Below are 20,635 nucleotides of genomic sequence, written 5' to 3' on the forward strand. Positions count from 1 at the left end.
CCACACGCCCGGCCGGCGGGCAGGCGGTGGCCGAGGTGGGCCCCCTCGCTTCCCGCCCTGGGGGATCCACCGGCGGTGCCACCGGGGCTCCCCCTCCTCGCCGGGACCGCCGTCCGCCGCCAGGTCCTCGTCGATGCCCATGCACCGGCTCCCGGCTCCCGGGCCGTCGCTCGCCCGCACCGGTTTGTATTCTCGGCAGGAGCCCCCTTCCGAGCGGCATCTGCGAGAGGAAACACCACCATGACCACCGAGCTGAGCCCCGACGCACTGTCCGGGCTCCTCGACCGGGCCCGTCGGGACTACCAGGACCTGGCGGGACTGGGCCTCTCGCTCGACCTCACCCGGGGCAAGCCCGCCCCCGAGCAGCTCGACCTCTCCGAGGACCTGCTGAGCCTGCCCGGCGGGCGGCACACCTCCGCCGACGGCACCGACGTACGCAACTACGGCGGGCTGCAGGGGTTGCCCGAGCTCCGGGAGATCTTCGCCGGGGTGCTCCAGGTGCCGGCCGGCCAGCTGATCGCGGCCGGGAACTCCAGCCTCGAGCTGATGCACGACTGCCTGGTGCACGCCCTGCTGAGCGTGGTGCCGGGCGCCGAGTCGCGCTGGGTGGACCAGGAGCGGATCGCGTTCCTGTGTCCGGTGCCCGGCTACGACCGGCACTTCGCGCTCTGCGAGCGCTTCGGGATCGACATGATCCCGGTGCCGATGACTGCGGACGGCCCGGACATGGAGGCCGTGGAGCGGCTCGTCGCCGAGGACCCGACGGTCAAGGGCATCTGGTGCGTGCCGAAGTACAGCAACCCGGACGGCGCCTGCTACAGCGACGCGACCGTGGCCCGGCTCGCTTCGATGAGCACCGCCGCTCCCGACTTCCGGATCTTCTGGGACAACGCCTACGCCGCCCACCACCTCACCGACGATCCCGTCGAGATCGCCGATCTGCTCGCCGCCTGCGCCGGGGCCGGCAACCCGGACCGGGCATTCGTGTTCGGCTCCACCTCGAAGATCACCGCGGCGGGCGCGGGCGTCGCGTTCTTCGGCTCGTCGCCCGCAAACCTCCAGTGGCTGCTCGGCAACAACGCCAAGCGTTCGATCGGCCCGGACAAGGTCAACCAGCTGCGGCACGTCCTGTTCCTGCGCGACGCCGACGGGGTGCGGGGCCACATGGAGCGCCAGCGCGCCCTGCTGCAGCCCAAGTTCGAGGCAGTGGCCCGGATCCTGGACGCCGAGCTCGGCAGCACCGGGCTCGCGGCCTGGACCTCGCCCAAGGGCGGGTACTTCGTCACCCTGGAGGTGCCGGACGGCTGCGCCAAGGAGGTGGTACGCCGTGCCGCCGAGGCGGGCATCGTACTGACCCCGGCCGGCGCCACGCACCCGTACGGCGAAGACCCGCGCGACGCGGTCATCCGGATCGCGCCCAGTTACCCCGGGCTCGCGGAGCTGGAGCAGGCGATCGCGGGGCTCGCCGTCTGCGTCAGGCTCGTGGGGTACGAGCAGCGGGCACGCTGAACATCCCGTCAACTCCCGCCGCCTTTCTCCCCGTCCGGGTGATCTGCGGTGTTTCGGGAGGATTCCGGATCGGTCTGGGCAGGCTCCAGGCGACCGAATCCGGAAGGGGATGTGGTGGGACAGTCACGCGAGTACGGGCGCGCCATCAGCGAGGGGCCGACACCGGCCGATGCTGCGGGCGCGCCCGCCTTGCCCTATCCGAGCGGCTGGGCCGCGCTGGCGTTCTCCGAGGAGCTGCGGCCGGGCACCGTGCTCACCCGCCCACTGGCGGGTCAGGACGTGGTGCTGTACCGGCTGGGCACGGGGGCGGTCCGCGCCATCCGCCCGTACTGCCCGCATCTGGGCGCCCACCTCGGTCTGGCGAGGGTCGACGGGGACGATCTCGTATGCCCCTTCCACTTCTTCGCGTTCGGCCCGGACGGCACCTGTGTGCGTACGGGATATGACACGACGCCGCCCAGGTCACCGTTGTCGCAGCTGCCGGTGCACGAGGTCAACGGCGCCGTGTTCGTCTGGCGGCACCACGACGGCCGGGCTCCGGACTGGTTCATCCCCGACTGGCACAGGATCGGTCACCGGCCCGCGCGGTGCGCGGCCTGGGAACTGGCCGGCAATGTCCAGGAAGTCATCGAGAACTCGGTGGACCTCGGGCATTTCGCCACCCTGCACGGCTGGGACAGGGCCGAGATCGGCGGGCCCGTGGTCTACGACGACGCCGCGTTCCATGTGTCCATGCGGGCCCACGAGTCGGCGCCGCTGCTGGGCAGTTTCGTCGTCGATGTGGACGTGGACGGCTACGGGCTCGGCTGTCTGCACGCCGATGTGCACACGCCCCGGCTGGGACTGCGGATGTGCACGATGGTGATGCCGACGGCGATCGCGCCCAACCGGATGCAGTTCCGCCAGCTCAACCGCATCTCCTTCGCCGAGCCGGCCCGGCTGCCGGCCCCGCTGGCCCGCATGGTGAGCCGTACCGCGGCCAGGCTGCTGGACCGCGCCGTCTTCAAGTCCAGTTGCGAGTTCACCGCCGCGGACTTCCCGATCTGGAACCACAAGCAGTACCAGCAACCGCCCCGGCTCGCTCCCGGCGACGGCCCGATCGGCCCGTTCCGGCGCTGGGCCCGGCGGTTCTACCCACCGCAGCCCGGGAAGGACCGCGTGACGCGGCTCGATCACATCGTGCAGGCCGACGGGGCCGAGGTGCCCTGAGACCGACAGGGCCGGGGCGCCGGCGCTCCGGGGAGGGAATTCCGGGCCGGATCGGCGTGCGCGCCCCGGCCCGGACCTGTGCCGAGCAGGGCGGGGTGCCTGAGTCATACCGAGGCGCCGGAGCACAGGGGGAGGCATACGGAGCATGAGGTACGGGGCGGACTGCGCGGGCCTGCCGGAGCGTATCGGCGGGTACGCCGTGGAGCGCGAGCTGGGGGCCGGCGGGATGGGCACCGTCTACTTGGCGCGTTCGCGCGGCGGACGCGCGGTGGCCGTGAAGGTGGCTCGCCCCGAGATCGCGGCCGACCCGCATTTCCGGGAGCGGTTCCGCGCGGAGGTCGCGGCAGCGCGGAGCGTGGGCGGCTTCCACACGGCTCCGGTGGTGGACGCCGACCCGGCCGCCGAGGCGCCCTGGCTGGCCACGGCGTACGTGCCAGGACGGGGGCGGTCACGCCCGGGCAGTCGTCGGCGTCATCCATATCGAGCCCCGCGAACCGGGCACCGCGCGGCTTCCCGCGCCCGGGGGCGGCCTCACCGGCCCCGTCCGGCTCCTCCGTACGGAACCAGCCCTTCGGCACCGACACCGCGGCCAGCCGTGCGCGCAGTTCCGAGCAGCGGGCCGTGGCGCGTTCGTGGTCGTCCCTGGCCCAGGCGACCGCCTGCATGTCCGAGGTGGTCGTGCCGCCCGCACCGGCGGCCCGGAGGTGTTGGGCCGCGTACGTCTGCTCCCGCAGCATCAGCTCCAGCCGCTCGACGAGCATCTGCCGCCCGCCCGGGCGCCGGTCGTGGGCGGCCACCGAAGCGGAGTACAGCTCGGCGCCGCGCACTGACTCGTGTTGCGCGAACGCCGTGCCACGCACGGCCGCCAGGTCCTGGAGGAGCGACTCCATCACATCCCAGGGCGGAATCTCGGCGCCGTCGAGGCAGGCCCGCATCCCGGCAGGATCACGCCGACAGAAGAGGCCGTACCAGCCGCTCCCGGGGTCCAGCAGCGCCACGACATCCCGCAGGTATCGGGTGAACTCCCGTACTTCTTCCGCATATTGATGCTCTGTCATCTTCGCCCTCGCCGACGTCGGCCGGAGCCTTCCAGTCCGCGAGCATTCGACATCAGCCGTGTTACGTCACGACTACGCGGGGTTTTCGAGCGCGATGCGGCCCCGATCGGGCCGCCGGGACCTCACCCCGCCAGTGGCACCGCTTCCGGCTCCGGGGCGCAGCGGGTGAGGATCTCGTCCATCGAGAGCCCGAGCGCCCCGGCCAGCGCCGCGACCGTGAAGAAGGCGGGGGTGGGGGCGCGGCCCGTCTCGATCTTGCGCAGCGTCTCGGCGGAGATGCCGGCGCTCGCCGCGATCTCGATCATGCTGCGGCCGCCGCGCGCCTCACGCAGCAGCGCTCCGAGCCGCTCGCCGCGGCGGCGCTCTTCCGGGGTCAGGGGCGTTCGTACCATGCCGTCATTCTAATACCGCTGCGACCGGTATAGTAATTGGCATGGTGCAGCTCAAGACAGACACATCCATCGAAGCCATGCGTGAGACCGGCCGGGTCGTCGCACAGGTCCTGACCGCAGCACGGCAAGCCGCGACGGTCGGCGTCTCCCTGCGCGAACTGGACGAGGTGGCCCGCGAGGTCCTGCGCGAGGCCGGCGCCGGATCGCCGTTCCTGAACTACCGGCCGCATTTCGCGCCCACTCCCTTCCCCGCCGTGATCTGCGCGTCGGTCAACGACGCGATCGTGCACGGCATCCCGACCGACCAGCGGCTGCGCGACGGCGATCTGGTGAGCGTCGACGCGGGCGCGACACTGGGCGGCTGGGCCGGCGACTCGGCGATCAGTTTCACCGTCGGGCGCGCCCGGCCCGCCGACACCCGGCTCATCGAGACGGCCTACGAGGCGCTGGACGCGGGCATCGCGGCGGCGGTCGTCGGCAATCGGATCGGTGACATCGCGCATGCGATCGGCACGGTCTGCCGCAGTGCGGGATACGGCATCCCGGAGGGCTTCGGCGGCCACGGCGTGGGCCGGTCGATGCACGAGGACCCGGCCGTCCCCAACGAGGGACGACCGGGTCGCGGCATGCCGTTGCGGCACGGGATGGTGCTGGCGATCGAGCCGATGCTGATCAGCGGCGGAACGGACGCCTTCCACCCGGACCGGGACGGCTGGACACTGCGCACGACCGACGGCAGCCGCGCCGCGCACGCCGAGCACACGGTGGCGATCACCGACGACGGCCCGCGCATCCTGACCGCGCTGTGACGCCCCGGGACCTGCCCCGCTCTAGTTGTTCTGGATGAACTGCTTGGCGAGGGCGTCACCGGCGGTGACGGCGGCACTGTGGCTCTCGATCGGCGACACCTTGGAGTTCTTGAACAGGATGTAGGTGACGCCGGACTCCGCTCCGCCGGTCTCCGGGTCCGGGTCGATGCCGAGGGCCTTGGCGGTGGCGTACGAGGCCTCACCGATGATCTTGTTGGGGCCGGTGTCGCCGACGACCGCGTACTCGACCTTGTTGTTGTAGATGACGGCGGCGACGCCACCGCCCTTGATCCCGGCATCGCTGTAGTTCCAGATGCTGCTGGTGCTCGGGACGACGACGTACGGCAGTTTCTCGGCGTTCAGGGGCTTTCCGTCGGAGGTCTCGAACGCCGTCCCGTTCTGGAACCACGGGTCGGTGTCCTCGTTGCAGGCGGCGGTGATCTCGCCGTCGCAGTCGATGTCCATGTCTGCCTTCCAGAACACGGCGCCGTTCTTGCCGCAGACCGGAATGGTCGCCGAAGTCTCCTCGTCCGTACGGTACTTGCCGTTGGAGATCTGCGAACACGAGGTGACCTCGGCCAGCAGATCGGCCGCGCTGACGGAACCCTCCTTGAGCTCCGCCCCGGCGGGGTCCGCGCCCCGGACCGGACCGGCGTGGGCGGCAGGGGCCAGAGTGACGGCCGCGAGCAGGGCGGCGCCGGAGGCAGCGAGGGCGAGCGTTCGGGTACGCACAGTGGGGGTGCCCTTCCATCAGGAAACTTTCCTTACCGACGCGCACAACATGGCCCCGGCCGGATGCCACCGTCAAGACCACGGGGCTGGTTCCCCGTGAACGATCACAAGGAACCGGCCCCGTACAAAGCATCATTGACGGACCATCACCTCCGGTAGCCGCACACCGTCACGGGCGCCCGCTCGGGTTGACGACCATCGCCGAGCCCCCGCCCCGCCGTACCTTCTCCGCAGCCGCCAGCCACCGTCCGTCCGGCAGTCGCTGCACACCTGTCGCCGCCCCGATCTCCGGGTTGAGCTTGAAGGCATGCCCCAGCGACTCCAGTTGCGCCCGGAGCGGACTGTTCCACAGCCCCGGTTCGAGCTCCGTGGTCGCCGAGTTGCGCTGGCTGGCGCGCGGCGCCGCGATGGCGTCGACCAGCGGGAGCCCCCGGTCGACCGTGCCGATGAGCGACTGGAGCACCGTCGTGATGATCGTGGCGCCTCCCGGCGACCCCAGCGCCAGCACCGGCTCGCCGTGCTTCAGCACGATCGTCGGCGAGATGGACGAGCGCGGGCGCTTGCCCGGACCGGGCAGGTTCGGGTCGTGGACGGCGGGGTTGGCGGGCGCGAACGAGAAGTCCGTCAGCTCGTTGTTGAGCAGGAAGCCACGCCCCGGCACGGTGATGCCGCTGCCGCCGGTCTGCTCGATCGTCAGGGTGTACGCGACGACGTTGCCCCACTTGTCGGCAGCGGTCAGATGGGTGGTGTTCTCCCCCTCGTACGTCGTCGGAGCGGCCGTTCCGCCGGTCTCGCAGTCGGCCGGATGCCTCGGGTCGCCCGGCGCGAGCGGGCTGCTCAGCACCGCGTCGTCCTTGATCAGGCACTCCCGCGCGTCGGCGAACCGCTGGCTGAGCAGCTCCCGTGTCGGCACGTCCTCGAACGCCGGGTCACCCACCCAGCGCCCGCGGTCCGCGAAGGCGATCCGGCTCGCCTCGATGTAGCGGTGCAGATACCGTGCCTCGCTCGCCTTCGAAAGGTCCGTGGACTCAAGGATGTTGAGCGCCTCACCGACGCTCGTACCACCGGACGAGGAGGGTGCCATGCCGTACACGTCGAGGCCGCGGTAGCCGGTCTTCGTCGGAGCCTGCCGCAGCGCCCGGTAGGACCGCAGGTCCTTCGTGGTGAGGTCCCCGGGCCGCACCACCCGGGTGGCGTTCGGGTCGACGGGCGGATTGCGGACGGTCCGTACGACGTCGTCGGCCAGCTTGCCCCGGTACAGCTCGTCGACCCCCTTGCGGCCCACCTCTTCGTAGGTGCGCGCCAGGTCGGGGTTCTTGAACACAGAGCCGACCACGGGCAGTCGGCCGCCGGGCAGGAAGAGCTTTTGGGTCGCCGGGAAGTCGGCGAACCTGGCCTGGTTGCCCTCGGTCTGCGAGCGGAACGTGCTGTCGACGACGAAGCCGTCCCTGGCCAGCCGCTCGGCCGGCTTCAGCACCTGTCGCAGCGACTTGCTTCCCCAGGCGTCGAGCGCGGTGTCCCAGGTGGCCGGGGTGCCCGGGGTGCCCACGGCCAGCCCGCTGGTCACCGCCTCGTCGAAGGCGAGCGGTTTGCCGTTCTCCAGGAACAGCGAGGAGTCCGCGCTGCGGGGCGCGGTCTCCCGGCCGTCGATCGTCTCCACGGTGTGTTTCTCGGCGTTGTAGTAGACGAAGTAGCCGCCTCCGCCGAGGCCCGCCGAATAGGGCTCGGTCACGCCGAGCGCCGCCGCGGTCGCCACGGCCGCATCCACCGCGTTGCCGCCCTTGCGGAGCACCTCGATACCGGCGGCCGAGGCGTCCGCGTCGACACTGGCCACCGCCCCTCCGTAGCCCACCGCCACAGGTGACTTGGGCGGCGGAGCCGATGGTGGCGCGGACGAGGACGGGGCAGCCGCCCCGACCGTGACGACAGCGGCGAGAACAGCCGACAACGACACATTCCGCGCAACGGAACGTCGCATGCGCACCTCCAGTGCAGGATCGTCCGCGCAGGGTAGCGCCGTGCCGCCCGCTCCGTCAGGACCGCCGTGAAGCCGAGCCCGCGAGCGCTCGGAACGGTCCTGTCCGCGAAGCGATCCGCGAGCCAGAAGAGGCCCTCGGCGCGGCGCTGGTGCCCTCGGTTGCCATGGCCTGCGGGCATGCGAGCCGCATGTCACTTGCGGGCGACGAACCCCCACTGATCGACGGGCTCGGCACCGTCTTCGCTCGAGCTCGCACGCCACAGGGAGATGGACCCGAATCCCGGGTCGACCAGCTCCATCCCGTCGGCGCTCGCGAGGATCTCCTCGGGCCGGCGCACCAGGTAGGGCGGAGTGTCTCCGGCCGCGTAGGCCTCCTGGGCCGCCAGTGTCTGGGGGGTGGCGACCGTGTCGCAGAGGACCAGGTAGCTGCCTGTCACTGTGCCTGCCATGTAGCGGCGCATGAGGTCGATACCGGCCCGGGGTTCGACGTGTCCCAGCGTGGACAGCACCATGACGGCCACGGGCTGTGTCATATCCAGGGTTCGGGACGCTTCCTGGAGTACCTGCTCGGCTTCCAGCATGTCCGCGTGCACGTATTCCGTGACCCCGTCCGGCGCGCTTGTCAGCAGGGCGCGGGCATGCGCCAGGACCAGCGGGTCGTTGTCGACGTAGACGATGCGTGCCTTCGGCTGGACGCTCTGGGCGACCTCGTGGGTGCTGTTCTGGACGGGGAGCCCGGTTCCGATGTCGAGGAACTGGGTGATTCCCGCTTCGTCGGCCAGATACCGCACCGCACGCGCTTGGAAGGCCCGTGACGCACGGGCGAGATCCCGGGTCTGGGGGTAGCTCGCTATGACCTGGTCTCCCAGTTCCTGGTCGACCGGGTAGTGGTCCTTGCCTCCGATCCAGTAGTTCCACACGCGGGCCGAGTGCGGTACGCCGCTGCGGATCCGGGCCTCGAGTTCTGTCTGCTCAGTCATTTCGGTTCTCGTCTCGTAGTGTCTGAAGGCCAGCCGCGGCGGCCGGCGCCCCGCATACTCGCCCCCGTGCATCCCAGGCCGACGGAGCGCCGGGTGCAGCTGATCGACAAGGTACCCGAACCCTTGCCTGCACGTTCCGGCACGTCTCTTTCCGGTTGTGGAAGCCCGAGTTGACCTCGCACGTGGCACCGGCAGCAGCGGTCACGGCATGACGGTGGTCGGGGTGGCCGGTAGGCTCCCTGGGCGGACGGAGGAGGCAGGCATGTCGGACCGTCCGCCACGGCCCGCAGTGGCCCGGCCCGCACCGGCGTCTGTCCGAAGGGCACGCTGCCGTCCGGCTTCGAGGCGTGGAGCGTGCGGCTGCCGGACGCGGTCGTCGCCGCACCGGTCGTCTGCGCGGCACGCACACCGGTACCGTGTTCGCGGTGGGCGCCGAGACCGGTCGCAAGCCTCCCCGGGCGCGGCGCAAGATGCGGGTCTGAACCCACTCCTGCTGTTCCGCGGACAGCAGGCGATCCCCGATTCGCACCGGGCGACGGGCCGAGTCCGCCGCCGGGGCAGACACAACACGGCGCAGGCGCGGGTCACACCGAGCAGCGGGCCGGTCCGATGACGCCGTCGGTGCCGACCACCTTCACCGCCTCGCCCCGGTCCGCGGTGCGGGCCTGTGCGGCGGTGCAGATCAGCTGCTGGCGGGCGACCTCGGAGAGTGTGGTGACAGCCGTGTTCAACCGGACCAGGACCCCGTCCGGGCCCAGATCGATGTTCAGATCGACGCGGGCGTAGGGGAGTTCGGTGCGCAGACCGGACGCGACCTCGCTCTTGTTCGGCCCCTCGAAGAGCTGGGAGACAGCCCGGCCGGGCCCGCGAAACCACTCCACACCCGAACCGCCCGCCGAGGCTCCTTCCGACGGCATCTCGATGGGCCGTACGACGGGCATCAGCCGGTTCGCGGACGAGGAGGACACGAAGTAGAGCAGTGTGCTCTGCTCGCGTCCCGGCGCCACCTCGACGATCGCCGGGCCGCCGACCTCGACGACATCCGTGGCCCGTATCCCGCATCCGGTCGCCAGCAGGGCGAGGGGCAGCAGGGCGCCGAGGGCGCGTACGCCTCTCACGGCCCCTCCAGCGGCAGCTCCACGGTGAGGACCGCGCCGCCCCCGGGCCCGCCCGCGGCGCGCACGGTGCCGCCGTGCAGCCGTACGTTCTCCTGGGTGATCGCCAGCCCGAGTCCGCTGCCGGCCGACCGGGTACGGGCCGCGTCTGCCTTGTAGAACCGGTCGAAGATGTGGGGCAGCACGGCGGGGTCGATGCCGGGGCCGCTGTCCGCGACCTCGACCACCAGCCGGTCCGCCGCGCCCCTTTGTTCGGTGCGCAGCCATACGGTGACGGGCTCCGCACCGTGCCGCAGGGCGTTTCCGACGAGGTTGGCGACGACGACGTCGAAGCGACGTGGATCGATCATCGCCCTTATTCCGTCGGGGAGTTCGGTGCCGACCCGGTCCTCCCAGTGCCTGTTCTGCAAGGTCTTGCGGATCGCTTCGGCGACATCGACCTCGTCCAGGTGGAGATCCGCGGCCCTGGCGTCGAAGCGGGAGATCTCCATCAGGTCCTCGACGAGGGTGGCGAGCTTGCCCGTCTCGGCGCTGATCAGCCGGACGGCCGCCGCGGTGTCGGGGTTCAGCTGGGCCGCGTCCTCGTCGAGCACCTCGGTGACGGCGAGCATCCCGGCGAGCGGGGTGCGCAGCTCGTGCGAGACGTCGGAGGCGAAGCGCCGGGCCCGCGCCTCCGCCTGCCGGAGCTCCGCCACCGACTCCTGGAGCTTCGTCGAGGAGTCGTTGAACGTCCGGGCGAGTCCGGCGAGTTCGTCGGAGCCCCGGACCTCGATCCGGGTGTCGAGCTCGCCCCGGCCGATGCCCGCGGCGGCCCGCCGCAGATCGCGTACCGGGCGCAGCACGCTGCGGGCCGCGAGCAGTGCCGGCACCAGTGCGATCAGGAGGGCGGGCAAGGCGCCGTCGCGGGCCGCGGCCACCATGGCTTCGACATTGGCCTCCTCGGTGGAGAGCCGCATCACGGCGTAGAGGACGAGCCCGGTGGGCTGGCCCCCGTCGCCGCGGTCGATGAGGGCGGGCATCCCGACGGTCAGCCAGGGCACACCGTCCTTGACGACCCGCTGGAAGGAGCCGTGCGCGTTGCCGCGGGCGGCGGCCTGCAGTTCGGGGGTGATCACGTCGGAGGTGGGCCGGTCCGCGGAGGAGGCCCGGATCGTCCCGTACTCGGCGAAGACGATCCAGGGGTGCGGCTTGCCCTCCCTGGCGAGGCTCCGGCAGGCCCGCCGCAGCTGTTCCTCGTCCACCGGCAGGGTCACGGCCTGGGAGCCGATCCGGTCGCGGAACTGGTCGACGGCCGTGTCCTGGGCCTGTTGGAGGATGGCGGAGCGGGCCTCGCGGTAGGTGAGGGTGGCGGTGGTGGCGGCGCTGATCGCCGCGACCAGGAGGAAGGCTCCGACGAGACGGGTACGCAGTCCGAACCGAGCGGCGAAGAGCTTCACCCGAGCGGTCCGAAGCGGTATCCGAAGCCGCGTACGGTCTGGATGTACCGCGGGCTGCCCGCCACGTCCTCGATCTTCTGCCGCAGCCGCCGTACACAGGCGTCGACCAGACGGGCGTCCCCGTGGTAGCTGTGCTCCCAGACGTATTCGAGGAGCTGCTGCCTGCTGAAGACCTGCTCGGGCGAGGCAGACAGGTGGAGCAGCAGTTTCAGTTCGGAGGGAGCGAGCAGGACGGGCTGCCCGGCCTTGGTCACCGAGAGTCCGGCCCGGTCGACGGCCAGTTCGCCGTGGATCTCGGTGCCGCCGCGCCCGGCCGGTTCGGCGAGCCTGCGCAGTACGGCACGGATCCTGGCCTCGATCACCTCGGTACGGGCCGGCTTGACGATGTAGTCGTCGGCGCCGGCCTCCAGCCCGACGACCACGTCGAAGTCGTCGCCCCGGGCCGTGAGCATGATGATCGGCAGCTGGCTGGTCTCACGTATCCGGCGGCAGACCTGGACGCCGTTCATGGCGGGGAGCATCAGGTCCAGGAGGACCAGATCGGGCCGGAACTCCCCCAGCGCGGCCAGCCCCGCCTCACCGCTCTCCACGGCGCGCAGTTCGTGGCCGCGCCGGCGCAGCCCCAGCTCGACCCCTTCCCGTACGGAGGGGTCGTCTTCGATCAGCAGCACGCGAGGCATGGCAGCAGTATCCCAGCGATCAAGAAACGGATTCGAATGGGTGAGCAGACAGGTCTGCCCGGCGGGTTCATGCCCGCCGCAGCCGTCCCCGGCCCGCCGCGATCACGGCGCTGACCTCCCGCAGCCGCAGCGGCCGAGCCAGCAGCGCCACCGTGAGCAGGAGCACGAAGGAGCCCGCGCCCACCGCCGCGAAGTCCCCGAGCCCCGCGCAGCTCCGGGCGGCCAGGTACCCCAGCAGCCCGGCGGGCACGGACGCCGCCACCAGCCGGAGCTGCGCCCACAGCGCGGACGAACGCAGCGGCGAGGTCCCGGCGGCGTCGCCCCGGCCGAGCCTTCGGTGCAGCACGTACGCGGTAGCCGCGAAGCCGGCGAACAGCGCGACGGAGTAGGCACCGGCCATCCCCGTCACGGCCCAGCGGACCGGCAGCAGGAAATACGCGGCGGCCGAGAGCCCGGCGTTGAGCGCCGCGATCACCAGATTGAGGAAGAACGGCGTGCGGGTGTCGCTCATGGCGTAGAAGGCCCGGGAGAGCACGTACTGCCCCGAGTAGGCGATGAGTCCGGGCGCGAACGCCATCGTCATGCCCGCCATCACGGCGATGTCCGCGTCGCCCGTGGCCCCGTACCCGTACACCGCTCCCATCACCCACGGTGCCAGCGCGAACAGCAGCGCCACCGCGGGCACCACGACGGCGGCCGAGGTGCGCAGTGCGTACGAGACGTCGCGCCGCAGGCCCGGCAGGTCGTTGTCGGCCGCGGCCCGGCTCATCCGGGGCATCAGCGCGGTGACGAGCGAGACGGTCACGATGCCGTGCGGCACCACCCACAGTTGATAGGCGTAGCTGTACGCGGTGTAGCCGGCGCCGCCCGCCAGTTCCATGTCGGCGGCGCGCTGGCCGATGGTGGTGGAGAGCCGGGTCACCACCCAGTAGGCGATCTGGTTGGTCAGCACGAGTGTGACCAGCCAGCCGGCCGCGCGCAGTGGCCGGGTGAGGCCGCTGCCCCGCCAGTCGAACCGGGGCCGCCAGCGGAACTCGGCGGCGCGCAGCGCGGGCACCAGGGCGAGCGTCTGGACGACGATCCCTGCCGTCGTGCCCCAGCCGAGCCACCGGGTCTGTGCCGGGGTGAGCGTGCCGTGGGAGCCCGCCGCGACGACGAGGTAGATCCCGAACACGGCGATGATGACGATGTTGTTGAGGACCGGGGTCCACATCATCGCGCCGAACCGGCCCCGGGCGTTGAGTACTTGCCCGAGGAGGGTGAACAGCCCGTAGAAGAGGATCTGCGGCAGGCAGTAGCGGGCCAGGGCGACGGTCGTGTCCGCCTGTGCGCCGTGGTAGCCGGGGGCGTAGACCGCGACGATCCACGGGGCGGCGAGGACGGTGATGCCGGTGAGGGCGAGAAGGCCGACGGTGCAGAGGGTCAGCAGCCGGTCGGTGTACGCGGCTCCGCCGTCGGCGTGGTTCTTGGCCGCCCGCACCAGCTCCGGGACGAACACCGCGTTGAGCGCGCCGCCGATGAGCAGGACGTAGAGGATGTTGGGCACGGTGTTGGCGACGTTGTACCCGTCGGCCTTGAGTCCGGTGCCGAGCGCGGCGACGACGACCGCCGAGCGTATGAAGCCGGTCGCCCGGGAGACGACGGAGCCGGCCGCCATGACGGCGCCGTTGCGCAGCACCGAGCGGGGCTTGTCTTCCGCGACCGCCGTGGCGGTCGCTCCGGTGGCCGTCATCGGCGGGCCAGGTACGCCTGGAACGCCCGGTACAGGGTGTTGTTCGTGGCTCCGCCCACCGATGTCTCCCACTCTCCGAGCGTCTCGACGACCTGACCGCCGGTGCCGAGCTTCCAGCGGAGCAGCCCGAAGGGGCGGTCGTCGGGGTCAAGGGTGGAGGGTACCCCGCGCATGTCGTGCACATCGGCACCGAGCCCGTGGGCATCGAGCATCATCCGCCACTGCAACGCGTTGCTGGGGCGGACCTCGCGACGATGGTCGGCGGACGCCCCGGTCTGGTACCAGACCCGCCGGCCGGTGCTGATCATGGTGTGGGCGGCCAGGATCTCGCCCTGGTGGACGGCGAGGTAGAGCCGCATCCGGCCGGGCTGTTCGGCGTTGAGCACGGCGTACTGCCGCTGGTAGTAAGCGAGGGACCGGCCGAGCCGGAAGCCGTCGCGTTCCTCGGTGATCCGCAGCAGCCGGTGGAACTCGGGGAGTTCGGACTCGCCGCCGATGACGATCCGCACCCCGGACTTCTCGGCCCTGCGGACGTTGCGGCGCCATTCCTGATTGAGCCCGGACCAGAGCTGGCCGGGGGTCCGTCCGGCGAGCGGCACATGGAAGACATGGCGCGGCTGTGCGTCGGCGTCCTCGCCGCCGTCGCCGCCGCAGCGGTGCCAGCCGCGCGCCCTCAGTCGTTCGGCGACGGCCGCGCCGAGCGGGTCCACCTCGCTCGCCAGCACGTCGGAGACCTTCCGGCCCGGCCCGGTGGCCGCCTTGAGACGGCCGGTGTCCCAGCGGCGGTACGCCGGTGAGGGACCGATCCGTACGGCGAAGGCGCCGGCCCTGCGCAGATGCGCCATGAGCGGACCGAGCCAGCCGTCGAGGTCCGGGTCGGCCCAGTCGGCGACCGGGCCCTCGGGCAGATACGCGAAGTACTTGCGGGTTCCCGGGAATTGCCGGTAGAGCACCAGGGCGGCGCCGGTCAGTTCACCGGCTCCGGTGTGCCAGCCGACCATTTCGGAGGTCCAGCGGTCCTTCACCCCGGCCCAGGACGGGTACTGCAGAAAGCTCGCCCCGGGACGGGTGGCCAGGAACGCCCGGTGCTCGGCGGCGGTCAGTCCGCGTATCCGCAGCTCCTGGTCATGGCGGCGGTCTCCGGTCGCGAGCAGCGCTGACATGTTCGTAGCCCTCCCTGGTCCGCCCCGCTGTCGGCTCTGCGGGGCCGCACAGGATGCTCACAGCGGTCCATGACGGAGCCGAGCGGCGTATGTGACCGGACGATGACCGTTGTGCTGCGGTACATGTCACACAGGGCATTTCCCGGCTTTCGGCCGATTTGCGGAACCTATCGTCGGATGAACACCTCTCCATCGACGAGAAGCAATGCCTTGGAGGTTTTTCCGTTGATCGCTGCACCCCGGTCCGTACGCCGTACCGCTCCGCTCGGCCGCCCGGTCCGGCTCGCCCTGATCGCCGGTACCGCGGTGCTCGGTACCGCGCTCACCGCCTGTTCCGGTGCCGCCGCGCCGGACTCGGGCAAGGGGAGCGCGGCCGCACAGGCATCCGAGGCCAGGATCTCGGTGAACCTCCGGGGCAGCCAGGCCGCCCCCGGGACGCCGGTGAGGGTGACGCTCGACAGCGGGAAGCTGAAGACCGTCACGGTGAGCGCGAAGGGGGGCGAGGCCCTGACCGGCCGGATATCCGCCGACGGCAGGACGTGGACCTCCGACCGGCCGGCCGCGCCCGGCACCGCGTACGGCGTCGAGGCGAAGAACACCGCGGGTGGCAGCGCCGAGGCCGGCTTCACCACCGCCGCCGCGGACAAGGTCAACAAGCTGACGCTGGCCCCCGGTAAGAACACCACGGTCGGCATCGCCCAGCCGCTCTCGATCGTCTTCGACAACCCGGTCAAGGACAAGGCCGCGGTCGAGAAGGCCCTGAAGGTCTCCACCTCGAACAACACCGAGGGCTCCTGGGGCTGGCTGCAGGACTACTCCGGCAAGGACCGCGTCGACTGGCGGCCCAAGGAATACTGGAAGTCCGGTACGAAGGTCACGCTCGACGCCGACCTCAACGGCATCGACTCGGGCCCGTCCGGCGGCTGGTTCGTGCGCGACTACCGGACCACCTTCACGATCGGCGCCGACCAGGTGGTCAAGGTCGACCTCGACCGCCACCGGCTGGCGCTGAAGCGGGACGGGAAGACCGTCATGGACGTGCCCATGTCGGCCGGCACCCCCGGCGGCGAGAAGGCGTCCTGGCGCGGCACCGCCGTGCTGATGGCCAAGGAGGGCACGATCAACATGCGCTCCGAGACGGTCGGCCTCGGCGACGCCTACGACAAGATGGTCGACTCGTCGATGCGGCTGACCTGGTCGGGGATGTACGCTCACGCGGCGCCGTGGAACGCGGCCTACTTCGGGGTGGCCAACCACAGTTCGGGCTGTGTCGGGATGAGCGACGCCAACGCCGCCGCGCTCTACCAGCAGGTGCGGGTCGGCGACCCGTTCGAGATCACCGGCGCGGACGCCAAGGGCACGGTCGCGGAGGGCAACGGATACGGAGCGTGGAACGTGTCGTGGTCCGACTGGCAGGCAAAGAGCGCGCTGTAACGGCCGGAACCGCGACGGGCCCCCGACGGCGGGACCAACGATTGTTACCCTCACGTAGCTCAGCGGTTCCAAGCGCCTGGAGTGCTCCACACCACGGTGACCGCGAACGAGGAAAGCGGCACCTTCGTCGCGTATCTCCACGACGAAGGGCCGCTCGGCCTCGGCAAGCTGGTCAGCAACGCCCCCTATACCTTCCACGGGCAGACGCCGGGCCGGCCGTTCCCCATAGACCTGGAGCTGTTCTCCACCGCCTACGACGTTCCGGCCGGTCACCGTCTCACCCTGGTGATCGACACCGTCGACCCGCTGTCCATCGAGCACAACCCGACCGGATCACAGCTGACCTTCTCCTCGTCCCCGGCGGACCCGTCGTACGTGTCCGTACCGTTGCGCGAGAAGTGATCACCGGCTGCTGCCGGGCGGGCAACGCCCTGCTGGGACCACCTCGCGGCGGACCCCGGCTACTGCACTCCCGGCAGCAGCGTTCCTGGTTCAGCCGGTGCGATCTCCACGGCCTTCATCTTCGGATTGCGCCGTTCCCGCTCGGCCACCCAGGTCGCGAACCAGGAGAGCAGCATGCACATCCCGATGTAGATCGGCGAGATCACCATCACCACGGGGATGAAGGGAAGATCGTAGTCGAGGTTGGACGCGATGAGCTTGCCCGCGTGCAGGAATTCCTCGTAGGTGATCAGATAGCCGAGCGAGGTGTCCTTCAGCGCCACGACCAGCTGGCTGATGATCGTGGGCAGCATGGCCCGCACCGCCTGCGGGGCCAGTACGAACGTGGTGACCTGTGTCTTGCGCAGGCCCAGGGCGTACGCAGCCTCGGACTGGCCGCGCTCCACCGAGACGATCCCGGTGCGGAACACCTCGGCGAGCACCGAGCCGTTGTACAGGGTCAGACCGGTGACCAGGGCGGGCAGCGGCTGCACCTTCAGCGCCACGAAGATGAAGAAGATCATCACCAGTACGGGCATGGCCCGGAAGAACTCCACGAGCAGCGTCGCGATCCAGCGCACCGGCCGGTGATCGGAGAGCCGGCCCACGGCGAGGATCGCGCCGAGCAGGAGGGAGAGCACCGCGGCGTACGCGAACGCCTTGAGGGTGTTGCCCAGTCCGCGCAGCAGCAGTTCCTGGATTCCCTTGTACGTGAAGGGGGTCCACTTGGCGCTGGTGAACTGTTCGGTGTCGAAGAGCAGATAGACGACCCAGCCGAGCAGGGCGAGGATCAGGGCCGTCGAGACGATCCCGTACAGGAGATGGCGCTTGCGGGTCGCCGGGCCCGGGATGTCGTAGAGCGCCGTGGCGGACGGCGCGGTGCGGGTGGTCATCGGGCGACTCCCCAGCGCTTCTCCATCACGTTGAAGAGCGCACTGATGGACAGGGTGATGATCAGGTAGCCGACGGCGATCCAGACGAAGGTCCAGATGATGCTGTAGCCCAGCTCGTTGAGGGTCTTGTAGGTGCCGAGCAGTTCGGTGACGCTGAACGCCCCGGCGATCGCCGAGTTCTTGGCGAGGGCGATGAGGGTGGAGCCGACCGGCGGGATCACCGACCGGAACGCCTGGGGCAGCACCACGGTGCTCAGTGTCTGGCCGAACGTCATGCCGAGGCTGCGGGCCGCCTCGCCCTGTCCCGTCGGCACGGTGTTGATGCCCGAGCGCAGCACCTCGCAGATGAACGCGGAGGTGTAGCAGCCGAGCGCCAGGACCGCGAAGACCTTGAAAGGGAGGACCAGGCCGAAGCGGGGCAGTCCGAGCAGGACCGCGAAGAAGAGCAGCGTCAGCGGGGTGTTGCGAAGCACCATCACCCAGACCGTGCCGAGTACCCGCAGCGAGCCGACGGGGGCCACCCGGAAGGAGGCCATGATGAAGCCGAGGAGCAGGGCGAGGATCGAGGAGTAGACGGTCAGTTCGACCGTGCCCAGGAAACCCTTGCCGTAGAGCGAGAAATTCTCGGTGAGTACGTCCATGGTCGATGCCCGCCCTCTCAGGTGGCCGGGTAGCGGTCGATGGGCGGCGGCTTCGGCGCGGGCACCCCGGAAAGACCGAGCGTCGCCTCGAACGCCTTCTTCCAGTTGCCGTTCTTCTCGTTCGCCTCCAGGGCGTCGTTGAGGGCGAACCGCAGCGCGTTGTCGCTGCGCGGGACTCCGATGCCGTACGGCTCCTGGGAGAACGGCTTGCCCACGACCTTCATCTCCTTGGGCGCCTTGGCCGCGAAGCCCAGCAGGATGGCGTCGTCGGTGGTGACGGCGTCGACCTGGTAGGTCAGCAGGTTGTCGACGCAGATCGAGTACGTGTCGTAGGCGACCAGGATCGCCTTCGGATAGTCGGCGGCGATGCGCTGGTACGGGGTCGACCCGGCGGCCGAGCAGACCGTCTTGCCGGCCAGGTCCTGCGGGCCGTTGATGTCGTGCTCGTCGGTGCGGACGAGGAGGCCCTGTCCGGCCATGTAGTAGGGACCGGCGAAGCCGACGAGCTTCTTGCGCATCTCGTTGATGGTGTAGGTGCCGACGTAGTAGTCGATCTGGCCGTTCTGCAGCGCCGTCTCGCGGTTGGCGGAGGCGATCGTCTTGAAGCGGATCGTCTTCGGGTCGAAGCCGAGCGAGGCCGACATCATCTTGGCGATCTCGATGTCGAAGCCGGAGTAGATGCCGGTGGCCGGGTCCTTCTCGCCCAGGTAGGGCTGGTCCTCCTTGGCCCCGACCCGGAGGTAGCCGCGCTTCTTCGCCTTCGTCCAGGTCGGCGAGGCGGGCAGCCGGAAGGCGGTGTCGACCTTGTACACCGGCAGTTGTTCGGGCTTGGGGCCCTTCACCGGCGGGCTGCCCTCCTTGCCGCACGCGGCGGCGAGCACGGCCAGCAGCAGTCCGGCGCAGGCGGCCAGAACTCTTCTCGTACGCAACACGGAGCCCCCGTCAGTGCTTGAGGATCTTGGACAGGAAGTCCTTGGCGCGGTCGCTCTCCGGCGCGGTGAAGAACGCCTCGGGAGTGCGGTCCTCGACGATGCGTCCGTCGGCCATGAAGACCACGCGGTTGGCGGCGGAGCGGGCGAAGCCCATCTCGTGCGTGACGACGACCATGGTCATGCCGTCCCGGGCGAGTTGCTGCATGACCTCCAGCACCTCGTTGATCATCTCCGGGTCGAGCGCCGAGGTGGGCTCGTCGAAGAGCAGCGCCTTGGGGTCCATGGCGAGGGCGCGGGCGATGGCGACGCGTTGCTGCTGGCCGCCGGAGAGCTGCGCGGGGAGCTTGTCGGCCTGCGAGGCGAGTCCGACCCGCTCCAGCAGTTCGCGGGAGCGCCGGTCCGCCTCGTCCTTCTTGCGCTTGCGGACCTTGAGCTGAGCGAGCGAGACATTGGCCAGCACGGTCCGGTGCGCGAACAGGTTGAACGACTGGAAGACCATGCCCACTTCGGCCCGGAGCTGGGCGAGGCCCTTCCCCTCCTCGGGGAGAGGTCTGCCGTCGATCGCGATACGGCCGGACTCGATCGTCTCCAGCCGGTTGATGGTCCGGCAGAGCGTCGATTTGCCGGAGCCGGAGGGGCCGATGACCACCACCACCTCCCCGCGTCCGACGGTGAGATTGATGTCCCGCAGTACGTGCAACTGTCCGTAGTACTTGTTGACGTCCCGCAGCTCGATCAACGGATCGACGGCCATACGCTGCCCTACCCACTTTTCGCTGTGTCGAGGTCAGCGCAAACTATCCAGCCCGAAAAGGGACTTCGTCACCGACACGCATAAATGGGGCATAAGGCTTCTTATTCAATTGTAGTGAAACTCCTACCTCTCGGCCGACTCCGAGTACACCTGCGAGAGCTCGGGGCTGCCCGCCATCGCCCAGTCCAGTCCGGCCTCGACCACATCGATCTCCCGCCCGGAGGCGAGCCGCACCACGGGCTGCCCGCCGGGCCGGATGCTCCAGACCGCGCCGGGTACATTGCGCACCAGGACCGTCCCGAGGTACAGCCCTGCGTCGTTGCCCAGCCAAGGCAGCTCCTCCGGGTCGTCGCGCCAGCGCGGCGGCAACTGATCGAGAGCCACCAACGAGGCCGGACTGTCGTCGAGTTCGAGCCCGCGCTGCCCCGCCCGGACGCGCAGCAGCTCGCACTCGGCGAGAAGCTCGGCCACGCCATCGGGATCGGCTGCGACTGCGGCGGCGAGCCCGGCCCCCCGCACACCGTCGTGACGCTTACGCCAGTTGCCCAGGAAAGGGATGTTCATGATCAGATCCCCACGGGGCCGCTGCCGCCCAATTCAGCCCACACCCGGGGAGCGCTCAGCACGATCGACCACCGACAGTCAGTTCCAGTCAGCGTCAGTTGGCTCACGTTCACCATGATCATCTCCCACTCGACTCCCACCGGACCCCACCAGGCCGGCACAGCGAAGTGCGACCATCAGCTC

The 20,635-nt window shown here is 70.3% G+C and carries 19 protein-coding genes and 2 pseudogenes; 7 read left to right on the forward strand and 14 right to left on the reverse strand.

Annotated features, from left to right (window positions below; all coding sequences use genetic code 11):
* Nucleotides 1–240: 240 nt before the first annotated feature.
* The 4 genes and pseudogenes from BT364_RS17260 to BT364_RS44205 all read left to right on the forward strand — a co-directional run bounded on the left by BT364_RS17260 (nucleotide 241) and on the right by BT364_RS44205 (nucleotide 3,548).
* On the forward strand, nucleotides 241–1,509 hold the full coding sequence (locus BT364_RS17260; protein ID WP_072486072.1) for an aspartate aminotransferase type Ic: 1,269 nt from the start codon (nucleotides 241–243) through the stop codon (nucleotides 1,507–1,509).
* A 114-nt stretch (nucleotides 1,510–1,623) separates the two neighbouring features.
* Entirely contained in the window at nucleotides 1,624–2,718 is a 1,095-nt protein-coding gene (locus BT364_RS17265; protein ID WP_072486253.1) for a Rieske 2Fe-2S domain-containing protein, read from the forward strand.
* A 145-nt stretch (nucleotides 2,719–2,863) separates the two neighbouring features.
* Nucleotides 2,864–3,157, forward strand: a pseudogene (locus tag BT364_RS43010) (serine/threonine-protein kinase); the annotation flags it as partial.
* Between the two features lie 268 nt (nucleotides 3,158–3,425).
* Entirely contained in the window at nucleotides 3,426–3,548 is a 123-nt protein-coding gene (locus tag BT364_RS44205) for a hypothetical protein (RefSeq protein WP_371268611.1), read from the forward strand.
* Between the two features lie 350 nt (nucleotides 3,549–3,898).
* Here the strand turns inward: BT364_RS44205 and BT364_RS17275 are convergent, their stop codons facing one another.
* Nucleotides 3,899–4,168: a helix-turn-helix domain-containing protein gene (locus BT364_RS17275; protein WP_072486073.1), complete on the reverse strand. Its 270-nt coding sequence runs from the start codon at nucleotides 4,166–4,168 to the stop codon at nucleotides 3,899–3,901.
* A 41-nt stretch (nucleotides 4,169–4,209) separates the two neighbouring features.
* Between BT364_RS17275 and map the strand changes: the two genes are divergently transcribed.
* Nucleotides 4,210–4,977: a type I methionyl aminopeptidase gene (map, locus tag BT364_RS17280; protein WP_072486074.1), complete on the forward strand. Its 768-nt coding sequence runs from the start codon at nucleotides 4,210–4,212 to the stop codon at nucleotides 4,975–4,977.
* 21 nt (nucleotides 4,978–4,998) lie between these two features.
* Here the strand turns inward: map and BT364_RS17285 are convergent, their stop codons facing one another.
* The 8 genes from BT364_RS17285 to BT364_RS17320 all read right to left on the reverse strand — a co-directional run bounded on the left by BT364_RS17285 (nucleotide 4,999) and on the right by BT364_RS17320 (nucleotide 14,793).
* The gene (locus BT364_RS17285; RefSeq protein ID WP_072486075.1) at nucleotides 4,999–5,709 is read right to left on the reverse strand and encodes a glycoside hydrolase family 75 protein; all 711 of its coding nucleotides are present in this window, start codon (nucleotides 5,707–5,709) and stop codon (nucleotides 4,999–5,001) included.
* Nucleotides 5,710–5,878: 169 nt separating this feature from the next.
* On the reverse strand, nucleotides 5,879–7,687 hold the full coding sequence (gene ggt / locus BT364_RS17290; RefSeq protein WP_072486076.1) for a gamma-glutamyltransferase: 1,809 nt from the start codon (nucleotides 7,685–7,687) through the stop codon (nucleotides 5,879–5,881).
* Nucleotides 7,688–7,878: 191 nt separating this feature from the next.
* Complete coding sequence (locus BT364_RS17295; protein WP_072486077.1) at nucleotides 7,879–8,667, reverse strand: SAM-dependent methyltransferase; 789 nt, start codon at nucleotides 8,665–8,667, stop codon at nucleotides 7,879–7,881.
* 584 nt (nucleotides 8,668–9,251) lie between these two features.
* Nucleotides 9,252–9,785, reverse strand: coding sequence for a hypothetical protein (locus tag BT364_RS17300; RefSeq protein ID WP_072486078.1), 534 nt, complete (start codon nucleotides 9,783–9,785; stop codon nucleotides 9,252–9,254).
* Nucleotides 9,782–11,218 carry a sensor histidine kinase gene (locus BT364_RS17305; protein ID WP_072486079.1) on the reverse strand — a complete coding sequence of 479 codons (1,437 nt, stop codon included), beginning with the start codon at nucleotides 11,216–11,218 and terminating at the stop codon, nucleotides 9,782–9,784. The genes BT364_RS17300 and BT364_RS17305 overlap by 4 nt, the downstream gene beginning before the upstream one ends.
* Nucleotides 11,215–11,898, reverse strand: coding sequence for a response regulator transcription factor (locus tag BT364_RS17310; protein WP_072486080.1), 684 nt, complete (start codon nucleotides 11,896–11,898; stop codon nucleotides 11,215–11,217). The genes BT364_RS17305 and BT364_RS17310 overlap by 4 nt, the downstream gene beginning before the upstream one ends.
* A 67-nt stretch (nucleotides 11,899–11,965) precedes the next feature.
* Nucleotides 11,966–13,630, reverse strand: coding sequence for a murein biosynthesis integral membrane protein MurJ (gene murJ / locus BT364_RS17315; RefSeq protein ID WP_072486081.1), 1,665 nt, complete (start codon nucleotides 13,628–13,630; stop codon nucleotides 11,966–11,968).
* Nucleotides 13,627–14,793: a lipid II:glycine glycyltransferase FemX gene (locus BT364_RS17320; protein ID WP_072486082.1), complete on the reverse strand. Its 1,167-nt coding sequence runs from the start codon at nucleotides 14,791–14,793 to the stop codon at nucleotides 13,627–13,629. Before BT364_RS17320 ends, murJ begins: the two co-directional genes overlap by 4 nt.
* A gap of 225 nt (nucleotides 14,794–15,018) precedes the next feature.
* Here BT364_RS17320 and BT364_RS17325 point away from each other — a divergent pair, with 225 nt between their 5' ends.
* On the forward strand, nucleotides 15,019–16,227 hold the full coding sequence (locus BT364_RS17325; RefSeq protein WP_072486083.1) for a L,D-transpeptidase: 1,209 nt from the start codon (nucleotides 15,019–15,021) through the stop codon (nucleotides 16,225–16,227).
* Nucleotides 16,228–16,308: 81 nt separating this feature from the next.
* Nucleotides 16,309–16,629: pseudogene (locus tag BT364_RS17330) on the forward strand (CocE/NonD family hydrolase C-terminal non-catalytic domain-containing protein); the annotation flags it as partial.
* Between the two features lie 59 nt (nucleotides 16,630–16,688).
* Here BT364_RS17330 and BT364_RS17335 read toward each other — a convergent pair.
* From BT364_RS17335 to BT364_RS17355, 5 genes are all read right to left on the reverse strand, one after another.
* Nucleotides 16,689–17,561: an amino acid ABC transporter permease gene (locus tag BT364_RS17335; RefSeq protein ID WP_072486084.1), complete on the reverse strand. Its 873-nt coding sequence runs from the start codon at nucleotides 17,559–17,561 to the stop codon at nucleotides 16,689–16,691.
* Nucleotides 17,558–18,202: an amino acid ABC transporter permease gene (locus tag BT364_RS17340; RefSeq protein ID WP_072486085.1), complete on the reverse strand. Its 645-nt coding sequence runs from the start codon at nucleotides 18,200–18,202 to the stop codon at nucleotides 17,558–17,560. The genes BT364_RS17335 and BT364_RS17340 overlap by 4 nt, the downstream gene beginning before the upstream one ends.
* A gap of 17 nt (nucleotides 18,203–18,219) precedes the next feature.
* Entirely contained in the window at nucleotides 18,220–19,131 is a 912-nt protein-coding gene (locus BT364_RS17345; RefSeq protein WP_072486254.1) for a glutamate ABC transporter substrate-binding protein, read from the reverse strand.
* Nucleotides 19,132–19,144: 13 nt separating this feature from the next.
* Nucleotides 19,145–19,888: an amino acid ABC transporter ATP-binding protein gene (locus BT364_RS17350; protein WP_072486086.1), complete on the reverse strand. Its 744-nt coding sequence runs from the start codon at nucleotides 19,886–19,888 to the stop codon at nucleotides 19,145–19,147.
* Between the two features lie 123 nt (nucleotides 19,889–20,011).
* On the reverse strand, nucleotides 20,012–20,452 hold the full coding sequence (locus BT364_RS17355; protein WP_072486087.1) for a DUF6278 family protein: 441 nt from the start codon (nucleotides 20,450–20,452) through the stop codon (nucleotides 20,012–20,014).
* Nucleotides 20,453–20,635: the final 183 nt, after the last annotated feature.

Source organism: Streptomyces atratus (assembly GCF_900119365.1).
GTDB lineage: Bacteria > Actinomycetota > Actinomycetes > Streptomycetales > Streptomycetaceae > Streptomyces > Streptomyces atratus_B.

Excerpts from the sequence above, each read along its gene's own strand:
- BT364_RS17260 (WP_072486072.1), top strand. The coding sequence starts at position 241 with ATGACCACCGAGCTGAGCCCCGACGCACTGTCCGGGCTCCTCGACCGG.
- BT364_RS17275 (WP_072486073.1), bottom strand. The coding sequence starts at position 4,168 with ATGGTACGAACGCCCCTGACCCCGGAAGAGCGCCGCCGCGGCGAGCGG.
- map (WP_072486074.1), top strand. The coding sequence starts at position 4,210 with ATGGTGCAGCTCAAGACAGACACATCCATCGAAGCCATGCGTGAGACC.
- ggt (WP_072486076.1), bottom strand. The coding sequence starts at position 7,687 with ATGCGACGTTCCGTTGCGCGGAATGTGTCGTTGTCGGCTGTTCTCGCC.
- BT364_RS17295 (WP_072486077.1), bottom strand. The coding sequence starts at position 8,667 with ATGACTGAGCAGACAGAACTCGAGGCCCGGATCCGCAGCGGCGTACCG.
- BT364_RS17310 (WP_072486080.1), bottom strand. The coding sequence starts at position 11,898 with ATGCCTCGCGTGCTGCTGATCGAAGACGACCCCTCCGTACGGGAAGGG.
- murJ (WP_072486081.1), bottom strand. The coding sequence starts at position 13,630 with ATGACGGCCACCGGAGCGACCGCCACGGCGGTCGCGGAAGACAAGCCC.
- BT364_RS17320 (WP_072486082.1), bottom strand. The coding sequence starts at position 14,793 with ATGTCAGCGCTGCTCGCGACCGGAGACCGCCGCCATGACCAGGAGCTG.
- BT364_RS17335 (WP_072486084.1), bottom strand. The coding sequence starts at position 17,561 with ATGACCACCCGCACCGCGCCGTCCGCCACGGCGCTCTACGACATCCCG.
- BT364_RS17340 (WP_072486085.1), bottom strand. The coding sequence starts at position 18,202 with ATGGACGTACTCACCGAGAATTTCTCGCTCTACGGCAAGGGTTTCCTG.
- BT364_RS17350 (WP_072486086.1), bottom strand. The coding sequence starts at position 19,888 with ATGGCCGTCGATCCGTTGATCGAGCTGCGGGACGTCAACAAGTACTAC.
- BT364_RS17355 (WP_072486087.1), bottom strand. The coding sequence starts at position 20,452 with ATGAACATCCCTTTCCTGGGCAACTGGCGTAAGCGTCACGACGGTGTG.